Genomic DNA, 20,090 nt, shown 5'->3' on the forward strand with positions numbered 1-20,090 from the left:
CCACGTTACACGTTATTAGCTAATTACTATTAGCTTTGCATTTTATAATAAAATTTAATGAAGATTTATTTCAGGCTTCTTTCCTTCGCCCGTCCCATAGGTAAATTCGCGGTCCCTTATTTTATATGTACTTTATTTTCGGTAATATTTAATACTCTTAACCTTGCTTTACTGGCACCATTGCTAAAAACAATTTTTGACCCCAAAACCGGCGAAGCGGTTACCAAACCGACAAACTGGTGGAACCCCTTAAAAGATTTCGACTATTTTGCCCACGAAGCCAATTTAACTTACGGGCCGCTTGGAGCTTTGAAATTTGTTTGCGCAGCTATAGTTGTGTCTGTATTACTAAGCAACCTGTTTCGTTATTTTTCACAGCGGATTATGGAAAACCTGCGTATATACACTCTGCTTAACCTGCGCCGTACTGTTTTTAATAACGTTATGAACCTGCACCTGGGTTATTTTAGTAATGAACGCAAGGGTGATATCCTTTCAAAGATCTCAGCAGATGTGCAGGTTGTTCAGTTTTCGGTAACGGGTACTTTGCAGGTTGCGTTTAAAGAGCCTTTCCAGCTTTTAACTTATCTTGTATTTTTATTTGTAATATCAGTTAAACTGACGTTGTTTTCCATGTTGATAATCCCTGTTTCGGCATTTATCATATCAAGGATAGTTAAGCGTTTGAAAGAACAAGCTGCAGAATCACAGCAAACTTACGGCAACATGATCAGTAATCTTGATGAAGCCTTATCAGGCATCAAGATTATCAAAGCATTTAATGCAGTTTCGTTTATAAAAAACCGGTTTGATCACGAAAACAAAGAATATTCAAGAATTACCCGCTCTATGGCAAAGAGGCAGCAAATGGCCTCGCCGGTATCTGAATTTCTGGGTGTATTAATGGTTGCAGGAATAGTACTATATGGCGGCTCGTTAATTATCAGTCACCAGGGTACACTATCTGCCGATAATTTCATAGTTTATATTGCTATGTTTTCGCAGATCATGCGCCCGGCCAAGGCTATATCCGATTCATTTAGCAATATCCATTCGGGCATAGCAGCGGGTGAACGCGTATTGGCACTCATAGATGAGAAGCCATTAATTGTTAATGCACCCAATGCCACGGAGCTAACTGGTTTTGAGGATAGGATCAGTTTCGAAAACGTATCATTTGCATATACTATTAAACCTGATGCTGCCCAGGTTTCGGGTACCGAAAAACAGCTAATTGAAACTGAGAAATACGTACTTAAAAACATCAACCTCGAAATTCCGAAAGGAAAAACAGTAGCGCTGGTTGGGCCCTCAGGTGGTGGAAAATCTACTTTAATGGATCTACTGCCACGGTTCAGTGAGCCCCAGTCAGGTACGATATCTATCGACGGTAAAAACATCCAAACTGTTACTATGGAATCATTAAGGGCTTTAATGGGCATTGTGAACCAGGAGTCGATTTTATTTAATGATACGATATTTAATAATATCGCATTCGGCAAGCCAAATGTGACCCAGGAAGAAGTTGAAGCGGCTGCCCGCATAGCTAATGCACATAACTTTATTATGGAAACAGGCAAAGGTTATCAAACCAACACTGGCGACCGCGGCACCAAACTATCAGGAGGCCAGCGTCAGCGTATCTGTATTGCCCGGGCGGTGCTGAACAACCCGCCGATTATGTTACTTGATGAAGCAACATCAGCCCTAGATACCGAATCAGAAAAGCTGGTTCAAGAAGCTTTAAACAATCTAATGAAGAACAGAACTTCACTTATCATAGCCCATCGCTTAAGCACCATTCAAAATGCAGATATTATAATTGTGCTTGAAAACGGCAGTATTGTTGAACGGGGATCACATGTAGAATTACTTCAAAACAATGGCGTATATAAAAAGCTGATAGATATGCAGGCTTTTAATGCCCAGGCGTAGGCTCTTATTTGCTCTGAAAGGTTTTTGATTTGCAAACCCAGGGTATGCTTACTTATAACTAAAGTGCACCTCCTGCCCTTATTATATTCTAAAAAAATCTAAAGATATTTCGTACATATATAGATTGCAGCCTGTTTATGTAGCTTAAGTGTTACACATTTTTTGATAACAATCTGTAGCGTTCGACGTTATTATTGCGCTAATATCACTGCAGTATTATTATAACGAACAACTGTTTTATCACAACAGTATTCGTGCGTGGAGTTTTTTCTAAACACAGCAACTGCCACAAACAGCTAAAGTTTAAAACAAAACATCAACTTTTTTCTTTTTTTACCCGTGAAAGCAGCAGTAGTGATCCCTTTTTATAAGCCTGTTATGAGCAATCTCGAACACACGGCTCTTGTACAGGCAACTAAAGTATTATCGGCCCATGATATAATAGTTATTAAACCACATAACCTTATATTGCCCGATGAAGCCCAATTAGATGCCATAGCTAATGTAATTAATTTCGACGACAGGTATTTTAAAAATATTAAAGGCTATAATGCACTTATGCTTTCGGAAGAATTTTACCGAAGCTTTTTAACTTACGATTTCATGCTGATACATCAACTGGATGCATTTGTATTTAGCGATGAATTAATGGAATGGTGCACACAGGGCTATGATTATATAGGTGCGCCATGGATCCATAAGTACGGTTACCCGGATGTTGTTAAAGCTGTAAAGTCCAAACTTCAGCGATGGCTGCATTTAAAGTTCGACGTTCAAAAAGATGGCCGGCCATCACCTATGCAATTTGAAAACGGGGTTGGTAACGGTGGTTTCTCCTTGCGCAGGGTAAATAAATTTCATGAACTCTGCATCAATATGAAAAACCAGGCAAAACGATATTTAAGCCTTAGCCATGATCATTACTTCAACGAAGATGTTTTTTGGAGCATCGAGGTTAACAGGAAAAGAAAAGTACTTAATATCCCTTCTTATAAAAAAGCCACGGGTTTCTCAATCGAATTATTTCCCGAACGAGCTATAAAAATAAACAATAATAAACTACCGTTTGGCTGCCATGCCTGGGATAAAAACCTTGACTATTGGCGGCCGGTAATTCAAAACTACGGTTACCAAATTTAATACTCCCCTATCGATAGCATTACCAGCGTACAGGCATACTCCGTTTCGATGCCTTGCTCATTAGCCTTGCGCCTCAGTTCGCTGTTTTCAGTCCCTGGATTAAATATGATCCGTTTTGGGTTTGTATTCAATATATAATCATACAGCGGAGGCTGATTCTGCGGGCCAACGTACAGCGTTATAGTATCAATATCATGGTGTATGGTTTCGGGCTTTTCAATAGCTACACCGGCAACTTCTCCTGTTTTTATGCCAACATTAACAATGGTATGCCCACTTTCAACCAAACGGGTAGCCGCAAAGTTGGCATACCTGCTGGTATCGGGCGTTGCCCCTAATATTAACGTTTTCTTATCAGCCATTGATCATCCTGTTTAATAACGCAATTTGCGCGGAATGATAAATATGATGTTGTATCAAACCGCTCACCTGATATTCGTAGGTTTCGGCTTCTTTACCGCCAACAGCTTTGTTCCAATTCTCCTCTGGAAAATTTTGAATAAAACCTGCCAGGTTTACGTTCACCAGTTTTAAATCTTCAACAATCCATTTCCATTTTTGTTCGTCGGGCAGGCCGGGTTCGGGCCAATCTCCACGCACCGGCAATTGGGCGTTCATGCCATTCATGCGGTCCATTACCTCTTCTGTCCAACCCACCATATGCAAAATGATTCCGGCAATGTTATGAATTGATCCGGCAGGCTTTTCATAAGCTGCCTCAAAACTGATGGCATCTACAATAGAATAAACCGACGGGCCATACCATGGTTCGCCAGACAAAACGCTTTGAAGCTGATTGAATAATTTTTGAGATGTTGTCATGATAATATTTTTAAAGCAGCAGTGGCACAATTAATCCCGTCAATAGCAGCAGAAATTATACCACCCGCATAGCCGGCTCCTTCACCACACGGAAATAAACCTGTAACCTGCGGATGTTGCAAGGTTTCCCTATCCCGCGGAATTTTCACAGGAGATGATGTGCGCGACTCAACACCTACTAAAATGGCTTCGTTGGTATAATAGCCTTTCATTTTTTTACCGAATACGGGCAGCGCTTTGCGTAGACGTTCGTTGATCCAATCAGGTAAAACTTCTTTCAGTTCAACACTTTTTGTACCGGGCAGGTATGAGTTAACCGGCAAATCGGCAGATAAACGACCCTGTACAAAATCAACCATGCGCTGGCCGGGCGCTACAAGATTACCGCCACCGGCTACAAAAGCAGCCTGTTCAACCTGCTTCTGAAAATTAAGCATCTTAAAAGGGTCGTTATCATCGCCGGCAACATCCTCTAAATTAATTTGCACCACAGTGCCCGAATTTGCGAAAGGGTTATTCCGTTTTGAGGGGCTCCAGCCATTAACTACGATCTCGCCGGGCTCGGTTGAACACGGTGCGATGATACCACCGGGGCACATACAAAAAGAAAACACACCGCGGTCGTCAACCTGCTCAACAAGGCTATAATATGATGGCGGCAGATCAGGGCCTCGCAATTCGCAATGATATTGCGCGCGGTCAATTATTTCCTGCGGGTGCTCTATCCTTACACCCAAAGCAAAAGGTTTAGCTTCGATCAGGATATTTTGGCTATGCAGCATTTCAAACACATCCCTTGCCGAGTGGCCTGTAGCCAGGATCACAGCATCAGCCACGATCTTTTCGCCGGTAGCTATTTTTACGCCTTTAATTTTTCCAAAATCCACCAGCAATTGGGTTACCTTGGTATCAAACATGATCTCTCCGCCAACGTTCAGTACGGTTTCGCGCATAGCTGTAATGATCTGTGGCAGTTTATTGGTGCCGATGTGCGGTCGCGCATCAATCAAGATATCTTCGTCGGCACCATGGGCCACAAACATTTTAAGCACCTGGTTCACGTCTCCCCGCTTGGTTGAGCGGGTATACAGCTTACCATCCGAATAAGTACCTGCCCCGCCTTCCCCAAAGCAATAATTTGACTCGGGGTTAACGAGGCCTTGTTTGTTGATATTAGCCAAATCTCGGCGGCGTTGTTTTACATCCTTGCCCCGTTCAATAACAACTGGTTTTAATCCAAGTTCGATGCATTGCAGCGCGGCAAATAATCCGGCCGGGCCTGCACCAACGATGATTACTGGTCGGCCAAATTGCACGTTGGGGTAATTAACAGTAAAAATTTCAGACTGGTAGACCTCCTCTATAAAAACCCTCACCTGCATGCGGTAAACCACCCGGCGGCCACGCGCGTCAATGGAACGCTTTAAAATTTTTAATGCCGTAATATTTTTTAGGGGAATTTTAAGGGCTGCTGACGCCAGTTGCTTTAAAACTGCTTCATCTTCCTGTTGTCCGGGAGGACAAACTATCTCTGTTTCTTTTGTCATGACTGATGCCGGGTTTTTATCCCGGATGATGCAAAGTTAAGAAACCCCCTCTAAATCTCCCCCAAAGGGGGAGACTTTGATCAGCAATTTTTACCTGAGCTCATTTTCACCCGGAAGCTGTATCATAATCAAGATTAGCCTCTTTTTCCTATTAAACTTTAGGCGGTATATAGTTTTGGATTGGATTGACGCTACTAACAAAGGGGGTTAACAGGGTTAACAGAATTCAGGGTTAGCATTTACATATATAACTAATAATCAAACAATTGTGAGTTTTTTGTCCAAAAAAGTGTTAACCCGCATTTTGTATAAATATTATGGGCTAATTTCAATTATTACCCCCATTCCAATGGTGCTCAAAACCCTCAAAACCGTTCGCCTTTGCACAATGACCGTACGCTATCGAACAGTTTTAAAATCCTCTAAAAAATAATTTACTGAAAATCAATTAATTACAAAATGGCACTCGGATTGGCATGCACCTCATGTATTTAAATAATAAAAAAATGACTACCGCCGACGAACGCTTACAAACAATATGGAATGGTTGCATGACCAATGACAGGAAGAGCCAGGAGCAATTATACAGGTTATTAGCACCACGTATGCTTGCAGTTTGCATGCGTTATGCAACCGATAAAGACGAAGCCCAGGATATATTACAGGAAGGTTTTATAAAAATGTTCCGCAACATGAAAAACTACCGGGGCGAAGGCAGTTTGGAAGGATGGATCCGCCGCATCATGGTACATTGTGCCATATCACGCTACCGCAAGTTAAAGCCAATAGTTTTGGTTGATGATTTTGCAGCGGAAGAAGCTGCCGTTATACCTATCAGCAGCTCCTATAATGATAATGGACTTGAAGCTAAAGATCTGATGAAACTGGTACAAAAACTACCAAAAACGTATCGGTCTGTTTTTAACATGTACGCCATTGAAGGTTACTCGCACCAGGAAATAGGCTCGTCCCTGGGCATGAGCGAACTTTTATCACGCACTACACTTCACCGCGCCCGTACATTGTTAAAAGACATGGTAGCCAAACTAACCATGCGCGAAGAACATTGCCTGGCAGGATAAGCCGGTCCCGCCATTAACCTTATACAAATCATTTACAAAGACGCAGCCCCTGATGGGGCTTTCTGCTTTTATAAAGAATAGATATTTGTGCAAAATTTCTCATATCGCACATCTTACACCTCCCATCTTTCTATAATTTACCAAAAAGCCGTAACTTGACACCTTGTCAGCAACTCACTCCCTTTGTAACAACGGTACGTGATTTGCACTCTAACCCAAAACGTCACAAAAACACACGAAAAACAAATGAAAAAGTTATTCTCGGTTATATTAATCATAGCTGCAGCTATGTCCTTAAGTTCATGCAGCTATAACAGTATGGTTAAATTAGATGAAACTGTTAAAGCTAAATGGGGTGCCGTGCAAAGCGATTATCAGCGCCGCAGCGACTTGATCCCCAATTTAGTTAATACCGTAAAAGGCGCAGCAAATTTTGAAAAAAGCACCCTTACAGCTGTGGTTGAAGCCCGTTCAAAGGCAACATCGGTACAGGTTGACCCCAATAAGCTTACCCCCGAATCAATAAAAGCTTTCCAGGCCTCACAGGGTGAGTTAAGCGCGGCCCTGGGCAAATTGCTTTCCATTACCGAAAACTATCCCGATCTGAAATCGAACTCTAACTTCCATGACCTTCAGATTCAACTGGAAGGCACCGAAAACAGGATCAATGTATCGCGCAAAGATTTTAATGATGCCGTTCAGGAATACAACAGCAAGATCCGTTCGTTTCCGGCCAATATAACTGCCAAAATGTTCGGTTTCTCCGAAAAGGGTTATTTTACTGCCGAACCAGGCGCCGACAAAGCCCCTAAAGTAGAGTTTAATTAATTTGATGGGATTACACTGATTGTTCTGTGATTTCACCGATTTTTTGAAGGTTGGCGAAATCCCTGGTTATCGGTGAAATCATAACAAATCGGTGAAATCATAAATCAAAATATATGGCTGTATTTAACGAAGAGGAACAGCAGCGCATCCGCAAAGCTATTGAAGATGCTGAGCACCGCTCATCGGGCGAAATCAGGGTGTGCATCGAAAAGCGGTGCAGTGAAAATGTTCTTGACCGTGCTGCAAAATATTTCCAACAGCTCAATATGCATAAAACCAAGCTCAGGCATGGGGTGCTTGTATATGTGGCCACCGTCGACCGCAAATTTGCCATCATAGGCGATGCCGGTATTAACCAGGTTGTCCCTCCCGATTTTTGGGATACCACCCGCGATGATATGCTGCAGCATTTTAAATATGGCGATATTGTTGAAGGAATTGTTACAGGGCTTAAAATTGCCGGCGAACAGCTCCAAAAATATTTCCCTCATCAAGATGGCGATCAAAACGAACTTCCGGATGATATAGCCTTTATGGATGGCGATTAAAAATTAAAAACATGCTCAAAAAGTTTATACTGTTTTTCGGATTTACACTTTGCGTTATTGCCGCAATTGCTCAGGATTTTCCGGAACGCTCCAATACTCTCGTTACAGATTATACCAACACCTTAAACCCCGCTGATAAACAGCGACTGGAAACTAAATTGGTAGCCTTCAATGATTCCACTTCAACACAAATTGCAGTGGTGATCCTGAAATCTACAGGTAATTATGACATTAACGACTACGGCGTTCAACTGTTGCGGAAATGGGGCATAGGGCAAAAAGACAAAAATAATGGCGTATTGGTATTGGTTGCTATTGGCGACCGTAGAATGAGTATTCAAACCGGCTACGGCGCCGAGGGCGCCTTGCCTGATATTGTTACGCAGGATATTATCCAAAACGACCTTAAACCCCATTTTAAACAAGGCGACTACTATGGCGGACTTGATGCAGGCACAAACAGCATCATCAAAGCTATGAAGGGCGAGTATAAGGCGTCAAAAAAACAAAAGCAAAGCAACGGCGGTCCGGCGGGTTTTATAGTTATTGTCATAATCGTAGTTATCCTGATCCTGGTATTCCGCAATCGCGGAGGCGGAGGCGGCAGGCAGATCATCGGTCGCCGGGGGGGTGCAAGCCCGTTCTGGTGGTTCCTTGCTGGCAATATGCTTGGCGGCGGAGGCCGGAGCAGCGGTGGCGACTGGGGAGGTTTTTCCGGCGGCGGCGGTTCTGACGGAGGGGGCTTCGGCGGTTTTGGCGGCGGAAGCGGTGGCGGCGGCGGTTCAAGCGGCAGCTGGTAATTGTTCATAGCGCAGCACATCTTAACCTATGCAAAAAGACTTCATCTTACGCGAGATTGAAAAAATCATCTATTCAATATCAAAGCTCGCGGGTTTCAAAAACGCCGTAAATCCTGAAGCATTTATTCAATATGCTGATCAAATGCTTCGGGATGAGTATGATCTAAAACTGAACGATCTGCTTAAACTAAGCATCGAAGATTTTGACATTTTACTCAATGAGAGAAACTATTCGCCCGAAAAGCTGGATGCTTTAGCTCAATTGTTATATATGTATTATGAACCTTTTGCAGCTAATGACGAAACCTTAGCCGCCTTACAAAAGATCATTTCTATATTTAACCGACTGGAGAAGAATCACAATCGTACATCATTCGAAAACATAAACAAGCGTAACGCTATCTATCAATTTCTGCAAAATAACTATGAGTAAAGATCTCACCTGGAAACTACTTTCATCATCATACATCCATAAAGGCCCCTGGGCCACCCTCCGCATTGATAAATGCGAAATGCCAAATGGCAAAATAGTTGAAGATTATTATGTACTTGAATATTCAAACTGGGTTAACGCAGTAGCCATAACCGAAGACAATAAAGTATTGATGGTGAAACAATACCGTCATGCGGCAGGTGTTATCTCGCTCGAAATTCCGGGTGGTGTAATTGACGCCGGCGAAGAACCTGTACACGCCATACGCCGGGAATTGCTGGAAGAAACCGGCTACCAGTTTGATGAATTTGAATTGATCTGTACGGTATACGGCAACCCGTCAACAGCTAACAATAAAACATTTACCTATTTCACCAAAGGCGGCAAAAAAGTACAAGGCCAGCATCTTGACGAACTGGAAGACCTGATTGTTGAAGAATACACCATTGAAGAGGTGAAACAATTATTGCTTAACAACGAAATAAAACAGGCCATGCATTGCGCCGGTTTATTTTATGGGATGATGAAGCTGGGAGTGATGTAAAATCACTCCGGGCAATTATCCTTTCGCCGGGTATCAACTATATAAATGATCTTCCAGCCATCGGCAGTTTTCATCAGCTGGAAAACATCTACCCCGCAATGGCTGTATTTATCATCTAAATAAAACTTATAAGGCGCCCAAACGCTGGCCAGCGGACCGTCGATCTTGATATCCGAAAAAGTTACGCGCTCATCGTATACGCCTTTGTGTGGCGTGCCAACCATTTTAACAAAGTCATCAGGGTTTTCAATTTCCAAAGCTGTTGAGCCATCTTTTTTGTTGGCTACGCTATGAAAAACGATTCCTTTAGCAAAGGTGGATCTAAGCATCGTGCTATCGCCCTTGCGCATGGCATTAAACATAGTATTGATGGTTTGCTTAATAGCATCCGGCTCCGTTTGCTGGGCGAAGGATTGGAACGATAATAAAATAAATACTGCAAGAATAAGTTTTTTCATAACTAAATATACCTCATTTGGAATCAAGTTGATATGCTGATTTAATCATTTGCTGATAAGAGAAAAAAACTAATCCAGTCCTTCTTCATTTTTAAACTGGGCTGACATTTACCCTGAAAGCCTTCACTACTTTGCACAAGCAAAAATCTATCAAATGAAAAAATTACCTTACTACATACTTGATGTATTCACCCACCAATCATATAAAGGCAACCCGCTGTCGGTAGTGTGGTGTGACGACGAGCTGGAATTATCTCAATACTACAACATAGCCCGCGAATTCGGCTATTCCGAAACATCCTTTGTACGGTACTCTGATGCTGAAAAATTATTGAAGGTACGTTCATTTACTCCGGGTAATTATGAGGTTGGTGGCGGCGGTCATAATTTGCTGGGCGCTGTATCCCTGGCTTTGCTTAAGGGATGGGATATTTTTAACGGTCAGGGTGATGAGCATTGGGTAACTATGAAGAATGAAAAATTGCCCGTTGTGATCAGTGAAGAAAACGGCCTGATACTGGTAGCAGTAAAACAGCAGGCTGCGAAGAACCTTGGTACTATTAGCCCGGAAATTGTGGCGCCAGCACTCGGCTTAGAAACAAGCGATCTGGAATTAAATAACTGGAAGCCTACCATCATGAAAACAGAAGTAGCCCACACCATGGTTCCTGTAAAAAACAGAGCGCTGCTTAATCAGGCTATACCCAACCCTGATAAGCTCAAAGAAATTTCAAAAAATTACGGCTTTGAAGGGTTTTACTTATTCACAACCGATGTTTCAGAGGGTGACTATCTAACCGAAACCCGCTTTTTTAATCCCGCATATGGCATTGATGAAGATCCTGCCACTGGAACAGCTGCCGGTCCCCTTGCCGGATTTTTGCAGCAGGTCAGTTACATAAACACCAACCAGGATTATACAATTTTGCAGGGTGCACAGGTAAATCATCCATCTAACATCCATATCAGGGTAACGCCCGAAAATGTGCTGGTAAGTGGCTCGTCAGTGATTGTAATGGAGGGCACGTTGTTTTTATAAAACCAAACACAATCGCCTGCTTTAAAATTAATGCCAAACAAAAAAGCCCTGCATCAAATGCAAGGCTTTCGTATGTTAAAAGTCGTGTTTATTACGACATTTTCAATTTCTTCTGAATATCGGCAACATACCCTTTAAATTTCTTATCGGTGTCAATCAAATCTTCTACAGTTTGGCAGGCATAGATCACGGTTGAGTGGTCACGACCGCCAAAGAAATGACCGATTGATTTCAATGAGCTTTTGGTATGTGCTTTGGCCAGGTACATCGATATTTGACGGGCCTGTACAATTTCGCGTTTACGGGTTTGTGATTTTACCATTTCGATAGGCACCTCAAAATATTCGCATACCAGGCTCTGAATATACTCCATCGAAATTTCTTTGGATGAGTTCTTCACAAAGTTTTTCAACATTTGCTTAGCCAGGTTCAGGTCAATCTCCTTACGGTTAAGGGTTGACTGCGCCAGTAATGATACCATAGCGCCTTCCAGTTCACGTACGTTATTGTCGATGTTATGAGCAACGTATTCGATCACATCGTTTGACAGATCGATGCCATCCTGGTAAATTTTATTCTTCAGGATAGCCATACGGGTTTCCAGGTCAGGGATCTGCAAATCGGCAGATAAGCCCCATTTAAACCTCGAAAGCAGACGTTCTTCCAAACCGGCCAGATCCTTAGGCGCTTTATCTGATGTAATTATCAGCTGCTTCCCCGATTGGTGCAAGTGGTTAAATATATGGAAGAAGAAATCCTGTGTTTTTTCTTTACCGGCAAAGTTGTGCACATCGTCCATGATCAGCACATCAATGGCCTGGTAAAAGTTCACAAAATCATTAATATTATTGTGCTTTAAAGCATCAACAAATTGCTGCGTAAATTTTTCGCATGATACATACAGTACCAGTTTATCGGGCAGGGTGCGCTTAATTTCGTTACCAATAGCTTGTGCCAGGTGGGTTTTACCCAAACCTACACCGCCGTAAATCATTAAAGGGTTAAATGAAGTACCTCCGGGTTTAGCGGCAACTGCATAACCTGCAGAGCGGGCCAAACGGTTGCAATCACCTTCAACAAAGTTTTCGAAGGTATAGTTACGGTTAAGCTGAGGATCTACATTCAACTTTTTAAGCCCGGGTATAACAAAGGGGTTTTTAATGTCCTTGTTAATTGAAATAGGTATCGGCATACTCTGATGTTTTGAATCAGCGCCATTTCCGTTTGAAGGCATGTTAGTTGTGTATGGTTTACTTGATGATTGCTCAACAACTATATTATACTCTAAACGTCCTTCGTCGCCCAATTGTTTTTTTATTGTCTTGCGCAGTAACCCTACATAGTGCTCTTCAAGCCACTCGTAAAAGAATAAACTTGGTACTTGTATGGTTAATACGCTTCCCTCCATTCTCAAAGCTTTTATCGGCTCAAACCAGGTTTTAAAACTCTGGGCCGGTATGTTGTCTTTGATGATCTGAAGGCAGCTATTCCAAACGTTCGTACAAGTTTTTTCCATATAAATAAAAGTAAAATATTGATTTCCAACCCCCAGCGAAACAACTTTTGGCCTTGCTACGGAACATCGAATATTGCCAAAAAAAGCTTATAAAAAAATTAAATTTTCACTTTTTTAACATTTGGCTTTTTACTAACAAATTCGATTTTTTAATGAAATTTTCGTATGGATAACATAATTTTTGATATAAAAATCACAATCCGAATATTTCTCAATTGTTTTTTTCTTTTTTTGAAATTTCAAAAAAAAGAATAATAAAACTGTCAATTACAACCCTTAGTTATACGCCAAAACATGGGTAATGTTTGCACTTTTTTGATGGTTATTGCAAACAAAAAAATAACGCACTGGTTTAGTGCCTTATAAAAAATAAAAACCAGGTTTGTTGATTTGTGGTGCACTATACTACATGCACGGAAGCCACACCAAGACGCTAATACTCTCCAAAAACCCCTCGCAATACATCGGCGATCTCCCCAAGGGTAGCATAGCTTTCTACCGAAGTTACGATAAAAGGAATTAAGTTTTCAGTACCGGCTGCTGCTATTCCCAAAAGGTGTAAACTTTTCTCAACGCCGTCACTATTACGCTCCCTTTTTAGTTCTGCAATTTTTTCCGACTGCATTTTTCTGATCGCGTCATCCACCCTAAACACATTAACAGGGGCTTCTTCCTGCTGGGTAAACCGGTTAACGCCTACTATAACTTTTTCGCCGGTTTCAATCTCCTGTTGGTACTGGTAAGCAGAGGCTGCTATTTCCTGCTGGATATAATCCTGCTCTATGGCTTTTACCGCGCCACCCATGGCATCTATCTTATCTATATACAATTGGGCAGCGGCTTCCATCTCATCTGTCAATGCTTCGATAAAGTATGAACCGGCAAGCGGGTCAACCGTATCGGTAACACCACTTTCAAACGCGATGATCTGCTGGGTGCGCAAGGCTATTTTGGCTGCGGCTTCTGTTGGTAACGACAAGGCTTCGTCATACCCATTGGTATGTAATGATTGTGTGCCCCCCAGCACGGCAGCCATTGCCTGGTTGCTTACCCTTATAATATTATTAAGAGGCTGTTGTGCTGTTAATGTTGAGCCGCCCGTTTGCGTATGAAAGCGAAGTTTTTGGGCGCCGGCATCGGTAGCCCCCAATTGTTTGGTAATATGCGCCCACATGCGCCTGGCGGCACGGAACTTGGCTATTTCCTCAAAAAAATTACTGTGGCAGTTAAAAAAGAAAGAAAGGCGCTTAGCAAACACATTAATATCAAGTCCCTTATCCAGCGCGGCCTTTAAATAGGCTTTGCCGTTGGCCAAAGTAAATGCCAGTTCCTGCACGGCGGTTGAGCCTGCTTCGCGGATGTGATAACCTGATATGGAGATAGTATTCCATTTGGGCACCTCTTTACTGCAGTATTCAAATACATCGGTAATGAGCCGCATGGATGGCGCAGGGGGATATATATAGGTGCCGCGGGCAGCATACTCTTTTAATATATCGTTTTGTATGGTGCCGGAGATTTGCCTGAGATCTGCTCCCTGCTTTTTGGCGAGGGCAATGTACATAGCCAGCAAAATAGGAGCGGTTGCGTTGATGGTCATGGAGGTGGTGATATTCTTAAGTTCAATACCCTCAAATAAAACCTCCATATCTTTTAACGAATCAATAGCTACGCCTACCTTGCCTACCTCACCCTCGGCAAGGGGGTGGTCGGAGTCATAGCCTATTTGTGTTGGGAGATCGAAGGCTACCGAAAGACCGTTTGTACCCTGGCTTAATAAATAGTGATAGCGCTTGTTTGATTCTTCGGCGGTTGAAAAACCGGCGTATTGACGCATGGTCCAGGGTTTGCCCCGGTACATATCTTTTTGGATACCGCGGGTAAAGGGGAACTCACCGGGCAATTCACTCATATTTGAAGGTACGGTATAAACCTCCTTAATTTCGATACCCGATGTAGTGGTAATTTTTTTATCCCTGGCCATAAGCTTAGTATAATTCTTCCATGTCCTGCCTGATGAGCCCAAGTGCCACATCATAAGGGTTATCTTCCAGCTTACTTAAATGCACCAGGATCACCTTGCTTAGCTCAAGCGCCGATGTATCTGGCGGTAAAGCTTTTACAGCATTATTGATCATATTAATGGTATCGTCCTTTACCCTTTTTACCACGTTCCAAACCCGGGCGCTTACATAAATTTGCTGCGTAATGTTATGCTGAAACTCGTTGCGCACCTCGTTAACAATAATAGCCTGCAATTCGGCGGCGGTATCGGCCGATCCGTTTAGGCGGATAAGTAAACTTGCAGGATTAACCCTTTCAATAAAAAGTACAACCCTTTCATAGGCCTGTAAACGTAATGGCAGGGTTTGATTACTGATGGTACGCTTTAACTCCAATAACTGGATACTTTCTGATTTATCAAGATATGGTTTAAACAGGTAAAAAGCGATATACACAACGCCTAAGCCCGAAATAGTATATTTTAAAATATCAAACAAAAAAGGTAGAGTGGGCATGTTTATAAATGTTATACAGGGGTCATAAAATTATGACACTAACAAAAATCTGCATTTTACGTTATATTTGTGTGGAATAAATAAAAATAAAGATGAGTATAGCTGTTGAAGCTGCTCCGGTTTCTTTTACACCGGGCGCAGTAAAAGAACTTTTTAAATTAAAAGACCAGCAAGAAATAAACGACGAATTTGGTTTACGTGTTGGTGTTGAGGGTGGTGGCTGTTCGGGCATGAACTATATTTTAGGCTTCGACATGAAAAAAGACGGCGACCAGGAATATATTATTGATGGTATTAAAGTTTTCATGCACAAAGCGCACGGTTTATACCTGGCCGGTATGCAAATCGATTACCAGGACGGATTAAATGCCCGTGGTTTCACTTTCAACAACCCTAATGCTGCCAGCACCTGCGGCTGTGGTTCTTCGTTCTCGGTTTAATTACCCCCGGTTAAAATATAGGAAGCCGTTTCATTGTAAAACATGAAGCGGCTTTTGTTTTTGAAGGGCTGCAACAAATAATACTGTAAATCATTAAGCGGTATATATATTTAGTTAACGAGTGATATTTAAACCCACTACTTAATATCAGATATCGTTTTCCTGATCCAGTCTGGCACCGTTCCATCGCCGTAGCCCTGGCTGTTAAACCGTATAACCCCGTCCCTGTCGATAACCAGGCTCACCGGGCACTCATCAACCCCATAGTAAGAAAACAAAGGCATCGAATCGCTAACCACATGGTATTTAAATGGCGACACTTTCAGAAATCGCTCTACCTGTTCAGTTTTATCTAAAGAAATTGCAATAAATACAACATCCTTATTATCCTGATAAGCGTCGACAAGGCGGTTCAGTTCGGGCATTTCATATCTGCATGGCGGGCAGGCAATAAACCAAAAATTGAGCACAACTATTTTCCCTTTCAGCTCCGCAGCGGTAATTACATTACCGTTAACATCTCTCATATTGAAAAAGCTAAAGGTATTGCCCGTTTTAAAAAACCTGGTTTCGGGCGGCTTAATAGCATTAGCCGGCAAAATACCATCGGCAAGCGAATCACGTTTGGTTAATATAAAAGCAGAGCTATCACTGTCATGCTGTACGGGCTTCAACATATAATAGCCGGTTGCCATCAATTCACGCCATTTAGCATAGGTATATTTTTCGCCTTTGGCATTGGTAACTACCGTTTTTTGATTGAAACCATATTGTTCTATCGGCCGTGTTATTTCAATCTGACCATATGCGCTTGAAATACTAAAAACAAGCGATGAGATAGCAAACAGGATGTAATAATTTTTCATTTTAAGGTTTAAATTCAACGGAAAATTATAACATAAATAGCACGTTACCAAATCGGGGCTTTAGCCACATCAATCACAAAAATTAAGTTAAATCAGCATGTAACAAACTGGTATAATGCTTAGTCATACCAGCAAGTTTTTTATATTTATACCATGCCGGTAAAAACCTCTTACAAAGAAAACATTTCCATTGCATTACAGTCTATAGCCGGCAACAGGCTGCGTACCTCGTTAACCGCGCTAATCATAGCGATAGGTATCATGGCGCTTGTAGGTATTTTAACGGCCATCGAAGGCATCAGGCAGTTCACCAACGATGCTTTCGCCGATCTTGGCGCCAACACATTCACCCTGCAAAACCGCGGCGAGGGGTTGAACTTTGGCAACGGCGGGCACCGTAAAGTGTATCCAGCCATTACTTATGACCAGGCTGTGCGTTTTAAAAATACTTTTAAATTGCCGGTAGCTGTAGCCATTAATTTAGAGGTAATTGGTACCGCGGTAGCCAAATACGGCAATCAAAAAACAAATCCCAATATATCCATCTCGGGCTCAAACGAAAATTACCTGGTTACAGCGGGTAAAAAGTTGGCTTTCGGGCGTAATTTTTCCGCTTCTGAACTGGAACATGGATCGAACGTGGTCATTATTGGCGATGAGATCAAAAAGAAACTGTTTAAAACCGAAGACCCGATAAATAAATCGATATACCTTGGTACCGATAGGTTCAGGATAGTTGGTGTATTTGCATCAAAAGGTTCAAGCTCATTCGGGGGCGATAAATTTTGCGTGATCCCGGTATTGAAAGCTAAACAGATAGACAGTACCAAAAATGCGTCGTTCACGGTAACTATTAAAGTAGCCAGTCCCGGCGCCCTTGACGCTACCATTGGCGAAGCTACCTCCTTATTCAGAAACGTAAGGGGGCTTAATGTAATTAACCAGGATAACTTTGAAATAAGCCGGAGCGATTCCATTCAAAAGGAACTATCAGGCCAGCTTGCAGGTATTACTGCCGCCGGCTTTGCAGTTGGCATCATCACACTCATCGGTGCCGCCATCGGGCTTATGAACATCATGCTGGTATCAGTAACAGAACGCACACGCGAAATTGGTGTGCGGAAAGCTATAGGGGCAACTCCGGCAATTATTCGCAAACAATTTTTGATAGAGGCTATAGTGATCTGTCTTATAGGCGGTGCAGCAGGTATGATACTGGGCATGGCAGCAGGAAACCTTATTGCTGTACAAATAAGCGGATCGTTTGTAGTACCATGGGGATGGTTATTCTTTGCAGTGGTGTTGTGTACGTTTATCGGTTTGATATCGGGTTACTACCCGGCAAAAAAAGCAGCAAAACTGGATCCGGTGGAAGCGCTTAGGTACGAATAAAAACGATTGCAAAATCTTAGAGGCTGCCTACAAACAAAAAATGTCATTGCGAGTAACCATCAGGGAAGCCTGAAAAAAAACGTAATGACATGTAAAATATATTTTAGCGGTGTTGCGCGTGGGCCGCGTTAGGGATTGCAGTGTAAAGCCCGGAGCGTGTAGAGGGGTTGCGGGCAGGAAAGGCGAGGACTTGCAACGGAAAGCCCGGGCCGTAGGCAACGCCCATGTTATAAAATCCATTAGAAAAATACACTTAATAATCAATAACTTACGATCACGCCATTATAGGGAACGAAGCAATCGTGAACCATACAGGGCGGACCTGCTAATCGGGGATTGCTTCGTTCCTCGCAATGACGCTTTTCTTGTTGGATAATACCTGTTTAAAACAACATCTTATTCTTAAGCGGATAGTCGACAAGCAATTTTTCAATATAGGTTGTTCTCAGCGCATCGCCAAATGCCGTGGCATGCCTTAAGTGGTGCATATCGCTTGAAATAAAGTCTATCAAACTATTATCAACCAGGTCTTCGGCCATTTTTTTTATCTCTTTACCATAATACCCTGTGAGGGATATGGTATTAAGCTGAAAATCCAGGCCCCAACTATGCAGGTTTCTCAACATGTCTAAGTCAAGGTACTGGTAGCGCTCGGGGTGGGCCAAAATAGGTTTATACCCTTTATCATGAAGTTTTTGAATTACACTGTAGGTATTTGGCGGTTGATTTATAAATGAAAATTCAAATAATACGTGGTTGTCGCCCATGGTCATGATCGGGCCGTTCTCTACACGTGCTTCAAACGTTTCATCAAAATAGTGTTCGGCAGCGGCTTCAACAGGTATATCAATCCCTTGTTTAACCAACTCGGCTTTTAATATAGTAAGCGCATTTCCTATGGTTTCGGGGGTGTTGCGATAAAAATCTATCATGATATGTGGCGTGGCGATAACTTTTTTTATCCCCAATTCCATCATCTTTTTTATCAACTCTACCGAATCTTCGGGTGTTTTAGCACCATCATCAATCCCCGGTAACACATGCGAGTGCATATCAACCATGATTCCTTCATAGTTGAGTTTCGATTCCCTTATTGCCTTCTTCTTCTTAAAAAGCCCGAACATTTTTTATCTATCGTTATACTGACTGCTGTAATATTGCTGGTAATGTCCTGACGTTACATCATTAAGCCAATCTTCATTAGCCAGGTACCAATCAACTGTTTTTTCCAAACCTTCCTCAAAAGTTATACCCGGCACCCAACCTAAATCATTTTTTAATTTGGTTGCATCGATAGCATATCTCAGGTCATGCCCGGCCCTGTCTGTCACAAAAGTGATCAACTTAGCCGATTCTCCCTCAACCCTGCCTAATTTTTTGTCCAATATACTGCAAAGCAATTTGATCAGGTCGATATTTTTCCATTCGTTATGCCCACCTATATTATAGGTTGAGCCCGATTTGGCATTATGGAAAATTACGTCAATTGCCCGCGCATGGTCTTCAACCCAAAGCCAGTCGCGGATATTTTCGCCCTTACCGTATACCGGTACAGGTTTACTTTGCTTAATATTATTAATTGCCAGCGGAATAAGTTTTTCCGGAAAATGGAATGATCCGTAATTGTTTGAGCAATTTGATATAACGGTATCCATGCCATAAGTATCCTGGTAGGCCCGCACAAAATGATCAGAACCTGCCTTTGAAGCCGAATATGGTGAATGCGGATCATAGGCGGTTTCTTCGGTAAACATGCCGTCTTCACCAAGCGTACCGTATACCTCGTCGGTAGAAACATGATAAAAACGGGTTTGATCATATTTGCCTTTCCAATGCTCGCGGGCGGTATTCAATAAATTTACGGTGCCTACCACATTGGTCATCACAAAATCAAGGGGGTTAGTGATCGACCGGTCTACGTGCGATTCGGCAGCAAGATGGATCACCGCATCTGGATTTTCAGCCGCAAAAAGCTCATTAATAAAAGCAATATCAACAATATCTCCCTTTACGAACTTATAATTAGGTTCATTTTCAATATCCTTTAAATTGGCCAGGTTACCCGCATAAGTAAGCTTATCTAAATTAACAATGCTGTAATCAGGATAGTTTTTCACAAACCTGCGCACTACATGCGAACCAATAAAACCAGCGCCCCCTGTTATAATGATCTTTTTCATT

General features: G+C 42.2%; 21 protein-coding genes. 11 read left to right on the forward strand and 10 right to left on the reverse strand.

Annotation, left to right across the window (positions count from 1 at the left end; translation table 11 throughout):
- The first annotated feature begins 57 nt into the window (after positions 1-57).
- Complete coding sequence (locus BLP33_RS12885; protein WP_090528788.1) at positions 58-1,935, forward strand: ABC transporter ATP-binding protein; 1,878 nt, start codon at positions 58-60, stop codon at positions 1,933-1,935.
- A gap of 339 nt (positions 1,936-2,274) precedes the next feature.
- The gene (locus tag BLP33_RS12890; protein WP_090528791.1) at positions 2,275-3,075 is read left to right on the forward strand and encodes a DUF5672 family protein; all 801 of its coding nucleotides are present in this window, start codon (positions 2,275-2,277) and stop codon (positions 3,073-3,075) included.
- Here the strand turns inward: BLP33_RS12890 and BLP33_RS12895 are convergent.
- Genes BLP33_RS12895 through BLP33_RS12905 form a run of 3 tightly spaced genes read right to left on the reverse strand, consistent with a single transcriptional unit; the run spans position 3,072 to position 5,444 of the window.
- Positions 3,072-3,437, reverse strand: a complete 366-nt coding sequence (locus BLP33_RS12895) for a CoA-binding protein (RefSeq protein WP_090528794.1) — start codon at positions 3,435-3,437, stop codon at positions 3,072-3,074. The two genes, BLP33_RS12890 and BLP33_RS12895, sit on opposite strands and share 4 nt — an antisense overlap.
- Positions 3,430-3,897, reverse strand: coding sequence for a DinB family protein (locus tag BLP33_RS12900; protein ID WP_090528797.1), 468 nt, complete (start codon positions 3,895-3,897; stop codon positions 3,430-3,432). Before BLP33_RS12900 ends, BLP33_RS12895 begins: the two co-directional genes overlap by 8 nt.
- Complete coding sequence (locus BLP33_RS12905; protein ID WP_090528801.1) at positions 3,894-5,444, reverse strand: NAD(P)/FAD-dependent oxidoreductase; 1,551 nt, start codon at positions 5,442-5,444, stop codon at positions 3,894-3,896. Before BLP33_RS12905 ends, BLP33_RS12900 begins: the two co-directional genes overlap by 4 nt.
- Positions 5,445-5,950: 506 nt before the next feature.
- Between BLP33_RS12905 and BLP33_RS12910 the strand changes: the two genes are divergently transcribed.
- From BLP33_RS12910 to BLP33_RS12935, 6 genes are all read left to right on the forward strand, one after another.
- Entirely contained in the window at positions 5,951-6,526 is a 576-nt protein-coding gene (locus BLP33_RS12910; RefSeq protein ID WP_254780124.1) for an RNA polymerase sigma factor, read from the forward strand.
- 246 nt (positions 6,527-6,772) lie between these two features.
- Positions 6,773-7,354 (forward strand): LemA family protein, encoded by a 582-nt coding sequence (locus BLP33_RS12915; RefSeq protein ID WP_090528807.1) that lies wholly within the window; start codon positions 6,773-6,775, stop codon positions 7,352-7,354.
- A 113-nt stretch (positions 7,355-7,467) separates the two neighbouring features.
- Positions 7,468-7,902, forward strand: a complete 435-nt coding sequence (locus BLP33_RS12920; protein WP_090528810.1) for a TPM domain-containing protein — start codon at positions 7,468-7,470, stop codon at positions 7,900-7,902.
- Positions 7,903-7,913: 11 nt separating this feature from the next.
- Positions 7,914-8,702, forward strand: coding sequence for a TPM domain-containing protein (locus BLP33_RS12925; protein WP_090528813.1), 789 nt, complete (start codon positions 7,914-7,916; stop codon positions 8,700-8,702).
- Between the two features lie 28 nt (positions 8,703-8,730).
- Positions 8,731-9,135, forward strand: coding sequence for a hypothetical protein (locus tag BLP33_RS12930; RefSeq protein WP_090528816.1), 405 nt, complete (start codon positions 8,731-8,733; stop codon positions 9,133-9,135).
- Positions 9,128-9,679, forward strand: coding sequence for an NUDIX hydrolase (locus tag BLP33_RS12935; RefSeq protein WP_090528819.1), 552 nt, complete (start codon positions 9,128-9,130; stop codon positions 9,677-9,679). The genes BLP33_RS12930 and BLP33_RS12935 overlap by 8 nt, the downstream gene beginning before the upstream one ends.
- Positions 9,680-9,681: 2 nt before the next feature.
- On the opposite strand, the gene BLP33_RS12940 is transcribed toward BLP33_RS12935, so the two are convergent.
- Positions 9,682-10,137 carry a nuclear transport factor 2 family protein gene (locus tag BLP33_RS12940; protein ID WP_090528822.1) on the reverse strand — a complete coding sequence of 152 codons (456 nt, stop codon included), beginning with the start codon at positions 10,135-10,137 and terminating at the stop codon, positions 9,682-9,684.
- A 154-nt stretch (positions 10,138-10,291) separates the two neighbouring features.
- Between BLP33_RS12940 and BLP33_RS12945 the strand changes: the two genes are divergently transcribed.
- Positions 10,292-11,176: a PhzF family phenazine biosynthesis protein gene (locus tag BLP33_RS12945; RefSeq protein ID WP_217633157.1), complete on the forward strand. Its 885-nt coding sequence runs from the start codon at positions 10,292-10,294 to the stop codon at positions 11,174-11,176.
- A 91-nt stretch (positions 11,177-11,267) separates the two neighbouring features.
- Here BLP33_RS12945 and dnaA read toward each other — a convergent pair whose 3' ends face one another.
- The 3 genes from dnaA to BLP33_RS12960 all read right to left on the reverse strand — a co-directional run bounded on the left by dnaA (position 11,268) and on the right by BLP33_RS12960 (position 15,211).
- A complete protein-coding gene (gene dnaA, locus BLP33_RS12950; RefSeq protein ID WP_090528828.1) occupies positions 11,268-12,692 on the reverse strand; it encodes a chromosomal replication initiator protein DnaA in 1,425 nt (474 codons plus the stop codon).
- A gap of 433 nt (positions 12,693-13,125) precedes the next feature.
- Positions 13,126-14,676, reverse strand: a complete 1,551-nt coding sequence (locus tag BLP33_RS12955; protein WP_090528830.1) for an acyl-CoA mutase large subunit family protein — start codon at positions 14,674-14,676, stop codon at positions 13,126-13,128.
- Positions 14,677-14,680: 4 nt separating this feature from the next.
- Positions 14,681-15,211, reverse strand: a complete 531-nt coding sequence (locus BLP33_RS12960) for a DUF7935 family protein (RefSeq protein WP_090528832.1) — start codon at positions 15,209-15,211, stop codon at positions 14,681-14,683.
- 92 nt (positions 15,212-15,303) lie between these two features.
- Here BLP33_RS12960 and BLP33_RS12965 point away from each other — a divergent pair, with 92 nt between their 5' ends.
- Positions 15,304-15,651, forward strand: a complete 348-nt coding sequence (locus tag BLP33_RS12965; RefSeq protein ID WP_090528835.1) for a HesB/IscA family protein — start codon at positions 15,304-15,306, stop codon at positions 15,649-15,651.
- A 137-nt stretch (positions 15,652-15,788) separates the two neighbouring features.
- On the opposite strand, the gene BLP33_RS12970 is transcribed toward BLP33_RS12965, so the two are convergent.
- Positions 15,789-16,517: a TlpA family protein disulfide reductase gene (locus BLP33_RS12970; RefSeq protein ID WP_090528838.1), complete on the reverse strand. Its 729-nt coding sequence runs from the start codon at positions 16,515-16,517 to the stop codon at positions 15,789-15,791.
- Between the two features lie 153 nt (positions 16,518-16,670).
- On the opposite strand from BLP33_RS12970, the gene BLP33_RS12975 reads away from it, so the two are divergent.
- Positions 16,671-17,909, forward strand: coding sequence for an ABC transporter permease (locus tag BLP33_RS12975; protein ID WP_090528841.1), 1,239 nt, complete (start codon positions 16,671-16,673; stop codon positions 17,907-17,909).
- Between the two features lie 383 nt (positions 17,910-18,292).
- Here BLP33_RS12975 and BLP33_RS12980 read toward each other — a convergent pair whose 3' ends face one another.
- The gene (locus BLP33_RS12980) at positions 18,293-19,033 is read right to left on the reverse strand and encodes a tyrosine-protein phosphatase (protein ID WP_090528842.1); all 741 of its coding nucleotides are present in this window, start codon (positions 19,031-19,033) and stop codon (positions 18,293-18,295) included.
- A gap of 3 nt (positions 19,034-19,036) precedes the next feature.
- Positions 19,037-20,089: a dTDP-glucose 4,6-dehydratase gene (rfbB, locus tag BLP33_RS12985; protein WP_090528844.1), complete on the reverse strand. Its 1,053-nt coding sequence runs from the start codon at positions 20,087-20,089 to the stop codon at positions 19,037-19,039.
- Position 20,090: the final 1 nt, after the last annotated feature.

The sequence above is a fragment of the Mucilaginibacter sp. NFR10 genome, assembly GCF_900100445.1.
GTDB lineage: Bacteria > Bacteroidota > Bacteroidia > Sphingobacteriales > Sphingobacteriaceae > Mucilaginibacter > Mucilaginibacter rubeus.

What these genes read in the sequence shown, in the direction of transcription:
- BLP33_RS12885 (WP_090528788.1), top strand. Translation starts at nt 58, where the DNA reads ATGAAGATTTATTTCAGGCTTCTTTCCTTCGCCCGTCCCATAGGTAAA.
- BLP33_RS12895 (WP_090528794.1), bottom strand. Translation starts at nt 3,437, where the DNA reads ATGGCTGATAAGAAAACGTTAATATTAGGGGCAACGCCCGATACCAGC.
- BLP33_RS12900 (WP_090528797.1), bottom strand. Translation starts at nt 3,897, where the DNA reads ATGACAACATCTCAAAAATTATTCAATCAGCTTCAAAGCGTTTTGTCT.
- BLP33_RS12905 (WP_090528801.1), bottom strand. Translation starts at nt 5,444, where the DNA reads ATGACAAAAGAAACAGAGATAGTTTGTCCTCCCGGACAACAGGAAGAT.
- BLP33_RS12910 (WP_254780124.1), top strand. Translation starts at nt 5,951, where the DNA reads ATGACTACCGCCGACGAACGCTTACAAACAATATGGAATGGTTGCATG.
- BLP33_RS12915 (WP_090528807.1), top strand. Translation starts at nt 6,773, where the DNA reads ATGAAAAAGTTATTCTCGGTTATATTAATCATAGCTGCAGCTATGTCC.
- BLP33_RS12920 (WP_090528810.1), top strand. Translation starts at nt 7,468, where the DNA reads ATGGCTGTATTTAACGAAGAGGAACAGCAGCGCATCCGCAAAGCTATT.
- BLP33_RS12925 (WP_090528813.1), top strand. Translation starts at nt 7,914, where the DNA reads ATGCTCAAAAAGTTTATACTGTTTTTCGGATTTACACTTTGCGTTATT.
- BLP33_RS12930 (WP_090528816.1), top strand. Translation starts at nt 8,731, where the DNA reads ATGCAAAAAGACTTCATCTTACGCGAGATTGAAAAAATCATCTATTCA.
- BLP33_RS12935 (WP_090528819.1), top strand. Translation starts at nt 9,128, where the DNA reads ATGAGTAAAGATCTCACCTGGAAACTACTTTCATCATCATACATCCAT.
- BLP33_RS12940 (WP_090528822.1), bottom strand. Translation starts at nt 10,137, where the DNA reads ATGAAAAAACTTATTCTTGCAGTATTTATTTTATTATCGTTCCAATCC.
- BLP33_RS12945 (WP_217633157.1), top strand. Translation starts at nt 10,292, where the DNA reads ATGAAAAAATTACCTTACTACATACTTGATGTATTCACCCACCAATCA.
- dnaA (WP_090528828.1), bottom strand. Translation starts at nt 12,692, where the DNA reads ATGGAAAAAACTTGTACGAACGTTTGGAATAGCTGCCTTCAGATCATC.
- BLP33_RS12955 (WP_090528830.1), bottom strand. Translation starts at nt 14,676, where the DNA reads ATGGCCAGGGATAAAAAAATTACCACTACATCGGGTATCGAAATTAAG.
- BLP33_RS12960 (WP_090528832.1), bottom strand. Translation starts at nt 15,211, where the DNA reads ATGCCCACTCTACCTTTTTTGTTTGATATTTTAAAATATACTATTTCG.
- BLP33_RS12965 (WP_090528835.1), top strand. Translation starts at nt 15,304, where the DNA reads ATGAGTATAGCTGTTGAAGCTGCTCCGGTTTCTTTTACACCGGGCGCA.
- BLP33_RS12970 (WP_090528838.1), bottom strand. Translation starts at nt 16,517, where the DNA reads ATGAAAAATTATTACATCCTGTTTGCTATCTCATCGCTTGTTTTTAGT.
- BLP33_RS12975 (WP_090528841.1), top strand. Translation starts at nt 16,671, where the DNA reads ATGCCGGTAAAAACCTCTTACAAAGAAAACATTTCCATTGCATTACAG.
- BLP33_RS12980 (WP_090528842.1), bottom strand. Translation starts at nt 19,033, where the DNA reads ATGTTCGGGCTTTTTAAGAAGAAGAAGGCAATAAGGGAATCGAAACTC.
- rfbB (WP_090528844.1), bottom strand. Translation starts at nt 20,089, where the DNA reads ATGAAAAAGATCATTATAACAGGGGGCGCTGGTTTTATTGGTTCGCAT.